Source organism: Acidianus brierleyi, from assembly GCF_003201835.2.
GTDB lineage: Archaea > Thermoproteota > Thermoprotei_A > Sulfolobales > Sulfolobaceae > Aramenus > Aramenus brierleyi.
Genome location: NZ_CP029289.2, coordinates 2,869,976 through 2,885,914, shown reverse-complemented (window position 1 = coordinate 2,885,914; position 15,939 = coordinate 2,869,976). Strand labels below are relative to the sequence as shown.

General features: G+C 30.9%; 13 protein-coding genes. 6 read left to right on the top strand and 7 right to left on the bottom strand.

Features of this window, described 5'->3' with window-relative positions:
• The first annotated feature begins 17 nt into the window (after positions 1-17).
• Both DFR85_RS31345 and DFR85_RS31340 read left to right on the top strand, forming a co-directional pair.
• The gene (locus DFR85_RS31345) at positions 18-1,448 is read left to right on the top strand and encodes an MFS transporter (RefSeq protein ID WP_110271656.1); all 1,431 of its coding nucleotides are present in this window, start codon (positions 18-20) and stop codon (positions 1,446-1,448) included.
• Positions 1,449-1,531: 83 nt separating this feature from the next.
• A complete protein-coding gene (locus tag DFR85_RS31340) occupies positions 1,532-2,167 on the top strand; it encodes a helix-turn-helix domain-containing protein (RefSeq protein WP_110271655.1) in 636 nt (211 codons plus the stop codon).
• 102 nt (positions 2,168-2,269) lie between these two features.
• On the opposite strand, the gene DFR85_RS31335 is transcribed toward DFR85_RS31340, so the two are convergent.
• Both DFR85_RS31335 and DFR85_RS31330 read right to left on the bottom strand, forming a co-directional pair.
• On the bottom strand, positions 2,270-2,746 hold the full coding sequence (locus DFR85_RS31335; protein ID WP_110271654.1) for a hypothetical protein: 477 nt from the start codon (positions 2,744-2,746) through the stop codon (positions 2,270-2,272).
• 103 nt (positions 2,747-2,849) lie between these two features.
• Complete coding sequence (locus DFR85_RS31330; protein WP_110271653.1) at positions 2,850-3,401, bottom strand: MFS transporter; 552 nt, start codon at positions 3,399-3,401, stop codon at positions 2,850-2,852.
• 100 nt (positions 3,402-3,501) lie between these two features.
• On the opposite strand from DFR85_RS31330, the gene DFR85_RS31325 reads away from it, so the two are divergent.
• The gene (locus tag DFR85_RS31325; RefSeq protein WP_110271652.1) at positions 3,502-4,323 is read left to right on the top strand and encodes an amidohydrolase family protein; all 822 of its coding nucleotides are present in this window, start codon (positions 3,502-3,504) and stop codon (positions 4,321-4,323) included.
• Between the two features lie 52 nt (positions 4,324-4,375).
• Positions 4,376-6,031, top strand: coding sequence for an acyl--CoA ligase (locus DFR85_RS31320; RefSeq protein ID WP_210433923.1), 1,656 nt, complete (start codon positions 4,376-4,378; stop codon positions 6,029-6,031).
• Here the strand turns inward: DFR85_RS31320 and DFR85_RS31315 are convergent.
• The 4 genes from DFR85_RS31315 to DFR85_RS31300 all read right to left on the bottom strand — a co-directional run bounded on the left by DFR85_RS31315 (position 6,026) and on the right by DFR85_RS31300 (position 11,345).
• Entirely contained in the window at positions 6,026-7,936 is a 1,911-nt protein-coding gene (locus DFR85_RS31315) for a hypothetical protein (RefSeq protein ID WP_162582892.1), read from the bottom strand. The genes DFR85_RS31320 and DFR85_RS31315 overlap by 6 nt on opposite strands.
• Positions 7,933-8,973, bottom strand: coding sequence for a hypothetical protein (locus tag DFR85_RS31310; RefSeq protein WP_110271649.1), 1,041 nt, complete (start codon positions 8,971-8,973; stop codon positions 7,933-7,935). Before DFR85_RS31310 ends, DFR85_RS31315 begins: the two co-directional genes overlap by 4 nt.
• Positions 8,945-9,724 carry an ATP-binding cassette domain-containing protein gene (locus DFR85_RS31305; protein WP_110271648.1) on the bottom strand — a complete coding sequence of 260 codons (780 nt, stop codon included), beginning with the start codon at positions 9,722-9,724 and terminating at the stop codon, positions 8,945-8,947. The genes DFR85_RS31310 and DFR85_RS31305 overlap by 29 nt, the downstream gene beginning before the upstream one ends.
• Before the next feature lie 100 nt (positions 9,725-9,824).
• The gene (locus DFR85_RS31300) at positions 9,825-11,345 is read right to left on the bottom strand and encodes a hypothetical protein (RefSeq protein ID WP_246252944.1); all 1,521 of its coding nucleotides are present in this window, start codon (positions 11,343-11,345) and stop codon (positions 9,825-9,827) included.
• A 381-nt stretch (positions 11,346-11,726) separates the two neighbouring features.
• On the opposite strand from DFR85_RS31300, the gene DFR85_RS31295 reads away from it, so the two are divergent.
• On the top strand, positions 11,727-13,016 hold the full coding sequence (locus DFR85_RS31295; RefSeq protein ID WP_110271647.1) for an MFS transporter: 1,290 nt from the start codon (positions 11,727-11,729) through the stop codon (positions 13,014-13,016).
• On the opposite strand, the gene DFR85_RS31290 is transcribed toward DFR85_RS31295, so the two are convergent.
• On the bottom strand, positions 13,013-14,635 hold the full coding sequence (locus DFR85_RS31290) for an AMP-binding protein (protein WP_110271646.1): 1,623 nt from the start codon (positions 14,633-14,635) through the stop codon (positions 13,013-13,015). The genes DFR85_RS31295 and DFR85_RS31290 overlap by 4 nt on opposite strands.
• 92 nt (positions 14,636-14,727) lie before the next feature.
• Between DFR85_RS31290 and DFR85_RS31285 the strand changes: the two genes are divergently transcribed.
• Complete coding sequence (locus tag DFR85_RS31285; protein WP_110271645.1) at positions 14,728-15,828, top strand: CaiB/BaiF CoA transferase family protein; 1,101 nt, start codon at positions 14,728-14,730, stop codon at positions 15,826-15,828.
• Positions 15,829-15,939 lie beyond the last annotated feature (111 nt).

Here is a 15,939-nt window from a genome sequence, read left to right as displayed (position 1 = left end):
ATATTTACCATAATTTTATGACTGAAAGTGAATTAAAAGCAGGAGAGATCATAGCAAGAATGGATAGAATTCCTACCTGGGCACTAAATTATATATTTTTAGGGATAATAGGAATAGGAGAATTATTTACTTTTTTCGATATTTTCAATATAAATGTAAGTTTTGTACAAACAGCTGTAACACTTTTCCATGTAACTCCATCTCAAGCAGCACCGCTATTGGGGCCAGTAGTTTTAGGGAACCTAATAGGTTATGTAATAGGTTCGTTATCCTTATCTCCATTATCCGATAAAATAGGAAGGCGAGACATGCTAGTGATAACAATGCTAATAACAGCCATAGGTTCAGCATTTAATGCAGTAGCATTCAATTACTTAAGTTTTCTCGCAGCTAGGGTAATAACCGGAATAGGAATAGGTGCAGATTTAGCTATAGTAAATACATACATTGGAGAAGTAGCTCCTACTAAATATAGAGCCCGATATGTTTCTTTAGTTTTTATTTTCTCGACCATAGGGGCATTCCTAGGGATATGGGTTGGGCTCCTTTTAACTACTCCTCCAGCTCCTTTTCCAAACGGTCTGCCAATAGCATTAGGAGCTTCTGGAATTTTCGCCTCAGCAGGATGGAGAATAATGTATGCTATAGGAGCATTATTGGCCTTTATTGGTATAATTCTAAGGATTAATTTACCAGAATCTCCAAGATGGTTAATTTCTAAAGGTAGATTATCTGATGCTGAAAATATTGTAAAGAAAATGGAAGAAAAAGTAACTAGCAAAGGCTTGAAATTACCTCCACTTCCTAATGTCTTACCACAAATTACTAAATCAGTATCTGTACCCTACTCTGAGATATTGACAAATAAATTGTATCTGAAAAGACTAGCTGTTCTACTTCCAATGTGGTTTTTAGCTTATACTACTGTATATAGTATTGCTTCAGGTCTTACTTCCCTTTTAACTGCAGAAGGTTATGGAGTATCAGAAGCAGGTATTATATCAGCTATGGGAGTAATTGGTTTTATCTTGGTTGGTCCCATCGCGTCAATTTTCGGCGATCATTTTTCTAGAAAGATATGGTTAGGAATCGGGGCATTACTTACTGTGTTTGGAGGAATGATAGTAGCATTAACTCCTAACATGTTTATAGATATTATAGGCGCTATAATTCTTTTCTTTGGTTTTAATGTATGGATTCCAATAGCCTATACATGGACTATGGAAAGTTTTCCAACAAGGGCTAGAACAAGTGGTTTTGCACTTAATGACGGTTTAGGACATTTAGGTGGAGGATTAGGTGTAGTAGGAGTAACTATACTTGCAACAATTCTGCCTGTTCTCGATCTTTTTGTAGTTATAGCTAGCTTTCTAGTTATTGCCGCTATAATAGCCTTAGCATTAGGATTTATGACTACAGGAAAGAGATTGGACGAGATTTCTCCATGAAATTTAGAATATAAAAATTTTTTTTATGTTTAATTAGAAATTTATACGAAAAATATTTTATAAATATTACAGTATATTATTATATGAATCTTTTAAACAGAGTTAAAGTTACGATTATTCATGAAGGTTGTTGGACAAATTTACCGAGTCTTAGGGATATATATACTATAAATTATAATGTATATCCAGAAAAGGGATATTTAAGATCAAGAATTATAGTTCCTAAAGGTTTAAGGAAAGAAGTTCTTAAAATGAAAAATTATGATAGTATAAAGAAAATAAATCATATACATTCTGTTGATTCTACAATACTTGTGGATTTTCTTAATACTTATAAAGATTCGATAGCTGGTTACCTTTATGATAATGAAGTTCTTTTCCTAGGGAATATGATAGGAAATGGTAAGGAGACCTGGGATTTTATTACAACTAAAAATAAGGTTAATGAGATAATAAATGGACTCAGTTCCATGGGTAAAATAGTTGACGTAAAAATAAAGGATTGTCCAAGACTTATTCCTCAATTATCTTCATCTCAATTGAAAGTATTAAGATATGCCCTAAGTAATGGGTATTTGGATTATCCTAGAATAATGGACGCTGAGGAATTGGCTAAAAAATTAAATATAAGTAAAATAACTTTTCTATATCATTTAAGAGCTGCAGAAAGAAAATTAATTGAATTTTATTTAGATTACTTAGATGACGAACTACAATAATCTGAATATATTTATATTTTTAATTTCTATTTTAGTGGAATTCATTCTTAATACAAAAAAATTAATATCACGTTTAAGAGCATATTAATAATTAGCAATTACTCATATTTTTATTCTCCAACTTTTTGAAAACGCATAAGAAATACTCACGGCGGTTATTGTCAATAATCCAATTATAGGTACTATAGTAAAATCTACAGTATAGAAATATCCCGCAATAGAATCGTAACCTAATCTGAATAAGTTAGTTACAAATTCATCTACGCCATAAACACTTCCGAGAAGTTTTTCAGAGGCGGTTCTGAAGATTTTAATCCATAATAATTCATGGATAGAGTCTCCTAAACCTACTGAAGCTACACTAAGTGCTATTAACCATGGATTAAATGGAATTAGAAGAATAAATACTAGAAAGTTAAGGAACATTGAAGTAATAATTATCTTAACTGGACTTTTGTATTTCATCATTATCCAACTACCTACTAACCATGAACCATAAAATCCTATTTGAACTATAGTATATTGAAAAGTAGTACCGTGCATTATCTGAATTAAAGCTGCTGGATATAGATAAACCATTGATAAAGCACCTTGAGTTATTGCAGTTACTATACTTATGAAGAATATGTTCTTCTTTTTTAAATATTCTATGAAACCGTCTCTAAAGTGAATTTCTTTTCCTCTACCGCCTAGATCTATTCTTATTTGAATTAATAGACCTAATTAATGAAACTACTACTCCTATTACGGCTACTAATCCGCCAATATTATAAAAAACGAAAGGCCATATTAATATTCCTATTATTGTTAAACTCTCTTTTACTAGTCTATTAAAAAACATTCCCCTTTGGACGTAATCTTTGGGTAATATTTGCAAAAACGCCGCAGAACCTGCCAATTGAGTATTAACTTGACCTATAGTTCTTATTAAGAAAAATACTATAGAAAGTATAGGTTGGTTGAAAATAATGGAAATTAATGTAGCTATTACAAATATTCTATTCAAAAGTCCAAATACCAATAATATAATTCTTCTATCAAGTTTATCTGAAATATAACCAGAAATTGAAGAAAATAAAATAATGGCTATAGGTCTAGCAGATGCAATTGGAATATAAAGTATAGGATTTTTCAATATTTCGTATAATAACCATAATAATGTCATATCCATTAATGGCATTCCAAAAGATCCGAAACCATTCCCTATAATATAAGTCCTTAAACGGTAATCCATAAAAAGAGAAATATATTAATAATATTAAAGTTTACACGTTAAATATTTAATTCTTAGACGCAATGAGTTTTAGTCTATAGAAGATTAGGAAGTGATTACTATGTATCATGTTATTGACTCTCATGTTCATTTAGGTATGGGAAATATGCCTTCGCACTGTTACGACTTTCTTAAAAGTATAGGATTAGAAAATGAACCAAAAGTAATAATTGCTGATGAGGAAATAGAGCTTGATTATATAGTATTAATTCCTTCTTTCCCTTGTGGGAATAAATCCTGCACCGATGGATTTTATTCTCAGCTTAAATTGAGGAAAACTAGTTCAGTATATTTACAGATGGGAACTATAAATCCAAATTGTAATATAGATGTTAAGAAAGAATTGGAAAATCAATATTCTAAGGGCATAATTGGAATAAAGCTTCATCCAGTTCATCATTATTTTAAGCCTAATGCCTATAGACAAGAAGAAGGGAATTTGAAAAATCTTGAAATTATATATTCTTTTGCAGAAGACATGAAATTACCCATTGTTTTTCATACGGGTACAAGCAATACATCGATGTCCAGAAATAAATACGGCGATCCCATATATATTGATGATGTTATTAAGGATTTTCCTAGATTAAAAATAGTTTTAGCCCATTCTGGAAGGCCTTTATGGACCTCTAACGCCTATTTCATGGCAAGAAATTATGCAAACGTATATCTTGAAATTTCATCGATACCTCCATTAAAAATACTTTCTTATTTACCTGGCATAAAGGAAATTAGGGATAGGGTTATTTATGGAAGTGATTTTCCCAATTATAAGGGTCAAACATTATTAGGTCATGCAAAAATGGTAATTTCCTCTTTAGGTTATGATAGTGGAATTATGAGAGATAATTTTATGAAGATATTTAAAGTTAATTTTAATTAATTTGATAAATTATTAAAAAAAGCTTATTTATATGATTAATCAATTTTATATTATGATACATCTTTTCGACGAGTTTAGGAAAGCGATGAATGAAAGAGATATAGGAAAGATATATTCCATACTTAGTGAGGCAAACAACTTTAATCCGAAGTACTTTAATTGGGTATCAGAAGTCTTCGAAAAGACTGAGGAAAAGACTGCGTTAATTTGGGTGGATATGGATAAGAACGAGGAAAAGAAATTAACTTATAGAGATTTGTCTCTTCAAACTAATAAATTATTGAATTTTCTTAGAAAAGAAGGTTTAAAAAAGGGAGATCCAGTATATATAATGACTCCTATAATTCCAGAGCAATGGATTTCATTATTGGCAGTAATTAAAGGAGGATTCATAGGTGTTCCTACAGCAATTAACTTAACAGAATACGAGCTTAATTATAGATTCAAAGACCTAAGACCGAAAGCAATAATTGCAGACGAAGTTAGTGCTACAAAGATTAATGTGGACACTTTAAAGATAGTAATAGGTAAAAAAGGAGGTTGGATAAGTTATGATTCCATTTTAGACGAAAGTGATAGTGCATATCCAGAACTTACTTATCCTGATGATGAAATTTTGAATTACTTTACCTCTGGAACTACAGGTTTACCTAAGAGGGTAATACATACAGCAGTTAGTTATCCAGTAGGATCTTTATCTACTGCGTCTTTTATAGGCATTAAGAGCAACGATATACATGCTAACCTAAGTGCACCTGGTTGGGCTAAATTTGCCTGGAGTTCGTTCTTTTCTCCGTTTATAATGGGAGCTACTGTTTTAGGTATAAATTATTCCGGTAAATTAGATCCTAAAAAATATTTAGATACTATTGAAAGTTTTGGAGTAAATACCTTTTGTGCTCCTCCAACTGCATGGAGACAATTTATAACATTAAAACTGGATTATAAATTTGATAAATTAAGAGAAGTTGTGTCTGCGGGAGAACCTTTGAATCCTGAAGTAATAAAAATATGGAAAGATAAATTTGGCAAGACTATAAGAGATTTCTACGGCCAAACTGAAACTACTGCAATGATAGGGAACTTTCCTTGGGATACTAGCGAACCAGGTTCTATGGGAAAACCTTCCCCCATGTATGATGTTAGATTATTGGATGACGAAGGTAAAGAAGTGAAGGAAGGGTTAGTAGGTCATATAGCAGTCAAATTAGATAGAAGGCCTATAGGACTTTTTAAGGGTTATTCGGACAATGAGAAAAATAAAGCTTCATTTAGAAACGGCTACTACTATACTGGAGACAAGGCATTTTATACTGAAAAAGGATGGTATTTTGTAGGAAGGGCTGACGATATAATAAAAACTTCAGATTATAGAGTAGGTCCATTCGAAGTTGAAAGCGCTCTCCTAGAGCATCCAGCTGTAGCTGAGGCAGCAGTTGTTGGATCTCCAGATCCTAATAGGTGGCAAATTGTAAAGGCTTTTGTAGTATTGAAAGAAGGATATAAACCATCGTACGAATTAGCCTTAGAACTCTCTAATCACGTCAAAAAACTCCTAATGGTGTATAAAGCGCCTAGAATAATAGAATTTGTTCCAGAGTTACCTAAAACTATTAGCGGTAAGATAAGGAGAAACGAATTAAGAAAAATGGAAGAAGAAAGACGGAAGAAGGGAGAAAAAAGTGAAAATGAGTATTTCATATCATAATATTTTCCTTAGCCTTAAAAGTCCTATAATAATAATTGCCACTGATAGAGGAATTAGAAATAATGAATAATTTGTCAAATCTGAAAATGTTTTAATATTAATGTTAATATTATTATAGATTAAATTATTAGTGAGACTATAGTTATTAGCTAATTGAAGATTCTTTTCGTTAACTAAAATAAGATTCGTTTTATAAACTCCTATAAGGTTAGTGTTAAATAAATTAATAGCGGTTAGATTAGACAGTTCAAGTAATATATTCGTGTTATTGTCGTGAAATATTATAAAATCTCCTACTCCTAAAAATACAGTATCTGTAAAATAAGTAACATTTGTAGTACTATTTTCATTCTGATTTATAATCTCTCCTTTATTGATTGTAATTGTATTCCATGTAGAAAAATTGTTTGCCTTCACATATACGTATTTTAAGATTTTGTCTCCGTTAAGTTCCATTACTTTGTATCCTCCTAATTCCTTCTCAATTAATATAGGCTTTCCAAAGAAATATAACATAGTATTATTTAATTGAATAGATCGATTATTATGTATAATTAGCGTATCTAAGTAATTACTTAAGTAAATATATCCATGATAGTAGATATAATTTGTTTCAGGATTATAAGACGAAAATATTTGCGATATTCTTGGTACAATATAAGGTACCATATAAGAAGGAGGCATATTTATAAAAATAGTGTTTATAGGTTGTGCTGGGATGAAGCTAGTTTTTCCTAAAAACGTAAAATTAGGTGTATATAAATATGTATTTTTATAAATGCTAAATGGGAAAAAGTAAATAATATTCTTTTTTACTACTATTAAATCATTACAATATATAATTTGTTCTAATATATTATATTTTGGAGACAAGTTAACTTTACCGTTATAAAGATTTACAACGTAAAATCTCTTATTTACAATACTGAAATTATTGTAGCATAACGTTTCTAAATCTAATATTTTTTCCTTATATATAAAATCTGAAAGAGATGTAGTTAATGTACAATTTAATGTTTCTCCATTAACAGACATTACTCCTTGAACAATAGCAGGAATTAGTTCTTGGCTAGTATATAAAAAAACTCCATTAGCAGTAATAGCAGAGATATTATGTACTAAGACAAGGGATGGATACTCGTAGATAGTAACATTTCTTAAGTATATATTATTTTCAATATTTCCATTTAACAAATTATACATATAGACAGTTATGTTTGATATTTCTGGGATAGTTGCTATTAGGGATGTAGTGTTTTTAGTTGTAAAAAATATTATTTGTGGTAAAAGTAATGAATTTAAGAAACTTCCTGTATTATTTCCCTCTATCGTAATATTCTTATAAGTTATTTTCCCTTTATAATATAGAAGATATTTTCCAGATATTCCTAGTATTCCCTCGTTTTTTATATTATTTTTTGTAAATAGTGTAAATTGATTTATCTCAATTAATTTAGAGTTAAATACATAGAACTTAAAATAACTAGAATATGGTGAAAATTCTACAATAATATAGTCTTTATATACAAATATTCCTATAGGAGGTAGGTTATATTCGAATAATTTAGTGTGAATATTAATAACCATAGATGATGCATTTGATACGTATTTAAATTGAGGAAACGTTATGTGTGTTATATTTCCAATACTTATATTTTCACAATATAAACTAATAGAATTTCCGTTTTCATATATTGTTATAATCGTTCCGTTATTTAGATACTTCTCAACTATTACGGCGTAAGTATTATTTAGTGGAACGTATGTTATTTGAGTGATAATAGAGTAATGGATAGTGGTTGTATCTTCAGCACCAGACGATTGAATTTCTGTTGATTGACCTTGAACGTAAGTTGTTATTGATAATATAAATATTACCATGATAAGTAGTGATAGCTTGTTCACTTGTGCCCCCACCATAGTTTAATGAAGCCTATCAACGGAAGTATTAAGGCTACTGTACTTAAAATTTCAGCATTATAAAATACCAAATTTAATAAATATGCAGCAATTATAACGGTGGTGTATACTAATTCCTTGCTTTTCATTAAAGGAGAAATACCGTAAACTGCCAAAGAGTACATGATCATAATAAACAAATATGGTGTTATTGAAGATAAAAATATCCCTTTAATCTCAGCGAAAATAGCTATTGAAGGTAACGATATCAAGAGTGTTAATATTAACATCGAAAACAGCTTACTCAAATAAATTTTGCTAACTCCAGCAACTCTAAATATTAAATCCAATTGCCTACGGGGAAATACTGATAAATAGAAGTATGCGATAATTGAAACAAGACCCATGTTAGTTCCAATAATAGATAAAATATAATATATATTTTTTCCAATTATCTGAGAATCTTTTAAGTTATCCATTTTTCCAAATGGAGGTTTAACGTTATCTGAACCTACAGTAAATATGTTTGAATTCACGTTCATTTTTTCTCCATTTACATAAACATATTTTATTGAAGGAGAAGCAGCAATAACAGTAATCCCTTTAACATAAACCATAGAAATATTATTATATTCGAGTTTTGAATAATCTATTGAAGTTTCCGCAAATGTCGTAAAGTTATTTGATAATATTTTAGATATAACGTAGGTTTCATTGTTTGAATGAATATGTATTGTAATATTAGATCCATTTGGGAAAAAAATTGGAATAAAAGTTAAAAAAGTACCATTATTGCTCACTACAGTTTTTTGTATACCGTCTATAGAAATATTTACTGTTAATGGAACTCCTTGTCCGTCAAAGTTAAATCCGTATCCAACTATTTCTACGCCATCAGAAGAGCATGCAATTACTCCAACTATATTAAATGATGGAGAATGTAACTGAGCAAGACTTACAGCAACTAATATAGAGATTGCTATAAGAAAAAATAGTGAAAACAGTCTTTTAATTTCAAGCGAAAAAACGGAGAAAAATCTCATCTGGAGAAGCCTCTATGGTATCGTAATTTATTCCTAAAGCCTTTAGTTTTTCTTCTACGCTATTATCACTAAATTCTTCCCATATTTCTACATACTCTCCTTCTTTCATATAGTATTTAGTAAAAAATCTTAGAACATCGGCTGAATTTCTTATCTTAATTATTTTGAATTTTATATCATCTTTTTTCCCTATAAATGATATAGATCCTTTAGAGAGTATTATAATCTTATCTATAACTTCCCATACGTCCTTCAAATTATGGTAAGAAACTGCTACTCCTCCGTGAAATTTTCTAATAAAATCTAGAAAAAATTCTTTTGACTCTTCGTCCATCGTGATATCATCGATTAAAAGATACTCTGGCGAAAACGATAAAGACAAAGCTAGTGACAATCGCTTCTTTTCTCCAAGGGACATGTTTTTTATCTTTTTTTCCTTATCTATATTTACTTTTTCCAAGTATTCCTCATCACCTACATACCTTATTATATCTTTAGCTTTAAGTATAGGATCAAAGAGAGGAATTTGAGGAATATATGCAATCTTTCTTTTATCTAGCTTATTTCCATCTATGAGGATCTTCCCAGAAGACGGTTTTTCATCACCTGCTAATAATTTCATAAGTACAGTCTTACCAGAATTGTGCAAACCAACTATACCAACTTTATCTCCTGAATTTAACGTTAAGTTAATATTTTTTAGCACGTAATCTTTATGATATCGTTTTGATACACTAATTGCTTGTAACACCCTAATCTCCTTATTATCTTGTGAGATAAAAATATTATCGTAATGGGTAACTCTAACTCCAATTCTTAAGAACTATATTATTGCTCATGCACAATAAATATTAACTATAATTCAAATAATAAACATTATCAGGTATAATATAATATTGACCATTAATGTAATACAAAGCACTATAATTTGAGTAATAAACATTGAGAGGTGTAATAAGGGAATTATCTGCACATACAGTAGCTTGGGTTAACGAAAGTTGACTATTTTCCCAAGTAACTCCTATATTGACCATGCCGAGAGTAGCGAGTAATTCTGGCGAAGCTTCTGGCATTGCAATAGAAAGTAAAGCACCAACGTTAACTCCAATCTGATAGTCGTTATTAACACCAATAATATTAAGAGTATCATACCTGAATGGTTGAAAATTACTTGAAGACCCAATGTTAGTTAAATTATTAAAGTAAACAGGAGCAATGAGCCCTAAGCCTCCACCACCTCCCTTAATGCGAACAGAAGATTTAGAATATGAATAAGAGTTTCTAGGCAAATCATTATACGAATTACAAATAGAATATACGCAATGGGAATCTATTTTTGGTGCAAAAGCGTCACCATTTTCCTCTGCTACTACTGACGTCATTATAACTTGAATGAAATGATTAACATGCTCTATACCGAACTTTGGATAATAACAAATTTCAGTCCAATTAACCCAAGCTACTTGACCGATAATGTATAATTGCCCAACGTCGTAAGGAGTACTGGAACCTATTGGAGTAGTATTATAAGACTTTACTAGGTCGTTAGTATCGTATAGCGTTAAAGAGGGACCTGGAAGAGTAACCCTTACTGGAAGTTGCTTTAATAGCGGTTGAGAAATGTAAAATCCAACGTTCTCTGAGGACGTTACTTTATTAATTATCTCCTCAAAAAGACTTGCACGATATTCGGTAATATTTGTCGGTCCTATTATTGTTCCTATTGATATTGGACCTACTGATGAATTGCTAGGATACCATCCTAGTATATGAGGATTAAGTGTTATAGTTTCGTATCCTGGTCTGATAGTTGATGTTATTGTAGTAGTTATTGTAGTAGTGTCAACGTCTATTTTTTGTTGTAAATCTTTAGTTTTGATATATTTTATTATTGGATGATTGAATATTACTTGTATATCTCTTCCTCCTATTCCTCTAATTATTTGTGAAATGTTTAATGATGTAGAAAATGATTGCGTTAATGTTTCTATTGTTGTTTCATTTTTTATACTATAAGATGCAAAAACTATTATTGAAGGATATATTAAAGTACGGTGTTGAGTATCATATGCTAACCAATTTTTTGCCCAATTTAATAAATCTTTTACAGGAAATTGATAGTATTCTTGTCGTGAGGAATTGAATATTCTTTTAAATACTGTACCTTGTTCTGTTGGGTAGAATACGAATACTGTTATACTTCCATTTGTTATTAGCTTTCCATTTGAGTATAGGAAGATTTTTATGAAGTTAGGTAGCGTAACGTTTTGTTGTACTATAATATTGATTTCTGGATAGTAAATTATTGTCAATATTACTATTATGGAAATTATGATAGCAAGGTATACTTGTTTGCCATGCATTTTATGCATAAAAATGATATAATATACCGTTATTTATATTTTGTCAAAGGATAACATCGTTATCTATATTATATTTAAGAAAATATATTTTTCTATTATTTTAAGCAGTTTAAATTCCGCAAATAGGTTTAAGTGAAATAAGTCAAGAGGTACAAGATATGAACTCTATTAAGCAAGATAATATGTTCAAAAATTTTTAATGATACTATCTTAGATTATAGCTTAGCAATGATTGTTATTGAGGCAAGGAATTTAACTAAACGGTTTGGAGATTTTGAGGCTTTAAACTAAGATATTTATTGAATATTTTAATCAGATATTTTATTAAAGGTATTACGTAAAGTATAATATAATAATATTTATTAATAAGATCTCTTTACTTATATTGATATGGCAAATAATGGTGGAAAAGATAAGAATACTGCATTAAAGGTTGCATTATCTGCCAATTTAGGATGGGGATTTGAGCTATTTGATTTAGTAGTTTATTTATATGTGGCTAATACAATAGCACCGCTATTTTTCCCTTCGTCGAGTAGAATAGCGAGTTTACTGCTTTTCCTATTAACCATAGTAATAGGCTATTTTGCTAGACCTATAGGTGGCCTATTTTTCGGACATTTTGGAGATAAAATAGGGAGGAAAAGGTTATGGTTTATTTCGTTATTAGGCATGGGCATAGGCACTATTATGATGGGATTTTTACCTACTTACTATCAAATAGGTGTATTGGCTACTGCGTTATTAGTATTGTTAAGAATGCTGCAAGGTTTCTTTTTAGCCGGAGAATGGGGTGGAGGAATGACTTTGGTTTCAGAATTTTCTCCAGACGGTCTTAGGGGACTATTTGGCGGAATTCAACAAGGAGGAGCCGCTTTAGGCCTAATATTCGCAGTAATAGCTAATGAAGTAGCGTTAAGCCTAGCTCCTGGTAATGCCTTCGGAACTTTAGGCTGGAGAATTATGTTCTGGTTTGGTGCGATACCTCTAATAATAGCTTTAACTGTGAGATGGAAAGTGGGTGAAAGTGTAGAATGGTTATCTAAAGTAGCCAATAAGCCAGAAAAAGTTCCTATAATTACTGTTTTTAAAAAATATTGGAAGCTAGTAATTATTGCAACAATAGTTCTTTTTGCTAGTGGATCAATTTATTACGGAATTATAGCCTACATGCCTACATTTTTGGAACTTCACACAGATTTAACAGCGTACGAAATAGATGATGTTGTACTAGCTACTAATTTAATTTGGTTATTTCTTTCTCCATTAACTGGATATCTAAGTGACGTTACTAAGGCTAGAAAAAAGTTAATAGCAATAACGGGCTTCATAATAGGTATTTTAGTTTATCCTATGGTATATTTATTATACAGTGGATCGTATGTTTTCGCAATATTTGCAGGGTTATTATTAGGTTTTCTATTTGCATTTCAATATTCGCTATTTCCTGCATGGCTATCAGAAAATATATCAACGAATGTTAGGTATTCGTATATAGCCTTTTCCATAAATTTAGGTGTAGCATTTTCGTCTTTTGCACCTTACATAGTAACTGCTCTAGGAATCTTGTTTAACAATCCAGTTATTGGTATATCTGCATTTGACGTTTTAGCTGCTATAATTGGAGGAATTATTGTACTGTTATCTCCTCCAGATAAGGTAGGAATAAAGCTAGACTAAGATCTTATTTCTTCTTTTTTTCTCAATTCAAATCTTTTTAATTTTCCTGTTTCAGTTCTAGGGAGCTCATTAACGAATTCTATCTCCCTAGGATAAGCATAAGATGCTAATTTATTCTTAACTAACTGTTGTATCTGGTTTTTCAATTCATTTGAAGGATGATAACCGGGTTTTAGAACTATGAAAGCTTTAATTATATTTCCTCTTACCTTATCTGGTTTTCCTATAACTGCGACGTCTTGCACAGAAGGATGTTGTAATATTATTTTCTCTATTTCTTCCGGTCCCAATCTATAGCCAGAGACTTTAATCACATCGTCTGCTCTACCTTTAAACCAGATATATCCATTTTCATCCATTATTCCAAGATCTCCCATTAAGAACCACTCTCCTCTAAATTTTCTCTCAGTAGCTTCTGGGTTTTTCCAGTAACCTAAAAATACTACTGGATCTTTAATCTTAACAGCTATTTCTCCAATCTTGCCAATTATTATCTTACCGTCTTCATCTATTACCGCTACCTTATGTCCTGCTGATGGTTTGCCTAAGGAACCTATTTTACGCCAGAGGGAATTATTTACAGTAACTAAATTGGCCTCAGTACATCCATAAAACTCATTTACGTTAGGACTCAATTCTTTCATAGCCCAATTAATTAAGTCTTCTCCTACTGCTTCCCCAGCAGCGCTAATAGCCCTTAAACTTAAATTGTATTCTTTTGCAGGATGTTCAATCTCCCTCCTTATTATCCTTAATGCAGTAGGCGGAATAAAACTACATGTTACCCTATACTTCTGCATAATTGAAAGGTTACTGCTAGGATCAAATTTTCCTTCTCTTCTATAAGCAACAATAGGCTTCTTGAAATATAAACTAGGAAGAATTACGTCACCTATAGCTCCTATCCAACCCCAATCTGCAGGAGTATAAAATACATCATTATCTTTTGGTGCCATTTCGAAATAAAGCTGATATGCTGGAATATGTCCTAAAAGAAATCTATGAGCATGCAGTACACCTTTAGGAGCCCCAGTGCTACCAGAGGTATAGAATAACTGAGCCGGATCATCACTTTTTGTCTTTACAGCACTATAATTTCCGGCTTCTCTTTTTATTTCGTCAAATTCTATTTCATTGTCCCGCTTAGCTTCATCATTAACTAGAATAATTTTAATATTATTTAATTTTTCTCTAATATCCTTTTTTGAACCTTCCATCACAATAGCCTTAGCCTCACTATGTTTAATCCTATATTCTACAGCTTCAGTTCCCATCAATGGAGAAATAGATAATGTAATTCCTCCAAGCCTATATATTGAAAGAATTGTTAATATTGTCTCGACTCTTGGTTGTAGGAAAACTCCTAATACATCTCCTTTTTTTATCCCTATTTTTTCTGTAAGTAATTTAATTAATGAATCAGAGAAGGACTTTAATTCCTTAAAGGTATAAGAGGCTTTATTTCCTTCTTCGTCTTCATAATATATTGCGGTACTATCTTCGTTGTTCCTGTCCAGTATAGCTTCTCCTATGTTAAAGTTTTGCGGTATATTCCAATTGAATTTGTTTATCAGTTCCTCATATGTTGAAAATTGAAGCTCTCTTAAATCTATTTCCATAAAAATATCATGGTCTAATGTTTTAATAAACTTTGTTTCTTTTGAAATTTAACTGATTAAACTTTTAATAGTTATTAATAACTATTAATACAATGTATCGAGCAATTGAAATAGGACATATAATTTCTGCACCCTATGCTGGAGAAATTTTAGCTCATTTAGGTTTAGACGTTATAAAGATAGAGCCTATACAAGGAGATCCTACTAGAATAGATGACATTATGGGGGATTCCATGTTTCTATTTAATAATAGAGGAAAAAAATCAATCGCAATAGATCTGAAGAAAAATAAGGGGAAGGAAATACTTTTAAGACTTATAAGAGAATCTAATGTTCTTATTGAGAACTTATCGCCCAATACTATGGATAAATTAGGATTTAGCGATAATGTAATATTTTCCGTAAATCCGTCATTGGTATACTGCTCAATAAAAGGATATCCTAAAGGTAAGTATGAAAATTCACCTGCTTTTGGAACAATAATTGAGGCAGTAAGTGGAATTATGGAAGCTAACGGTAAAGCCAGATTGCCAGCCTCAATAACTGACATGAACGCATCGACTTACTGTGTAATTACAATACTATGGGCATTGCTAACTAAAAAACCTGGACATTACAGAATAAATATAGTTCAAGCTGATCTGGCTTGGTTAGGATACTATTTAATTGCTTATCAGAAGTACGGTAAAATATTTGAAGGAGGAAAGGATGAATTACCTTTTTGGTCCCCTTACGAACTATTTGTTAGTTCTGAGGGGAAAGAGTTCTACTTAGCGGTAAATGATAACAATAAATGGATTAGATTATGCAAGGCAATAGGAATGGAGAACCTCTTAAATGATAATATGTTTAAAAATAATGCTGATAGAGTTGGGAATAGGGATATTTTACATAAAATATTGCAAGATAAATTTAGCAAGATGAAGATAAATGATATAGTCAAATTACTTAGAGAGAATGATATACCTGTTTCAGAAGTAAATAGTATACCAAATTTAATTAATTCTGAATTAGTAGAATGGGAGAAACTCAATAACATTTTAATCCCTAAGTTACCATTAATAGGTTCTTTGGAAGGAAAGAGAGAGCCTAAAGTTGGAGAGAATACTAGAGAAATACTAAGTAACTTAGGTTATAGTGATGAAGAAATAGAAAATATGTCAAAAGAATATGTAATATATTTTCCAAGTTAATGCTTCTCTAGAGAAAAATTGCCATATAATATCGATTCTCGGAGAAAAATCATTTTACTTGTAACTGCTAAGAAGGTTAAATATACAAGAATTAACGATGAGGTCATGATT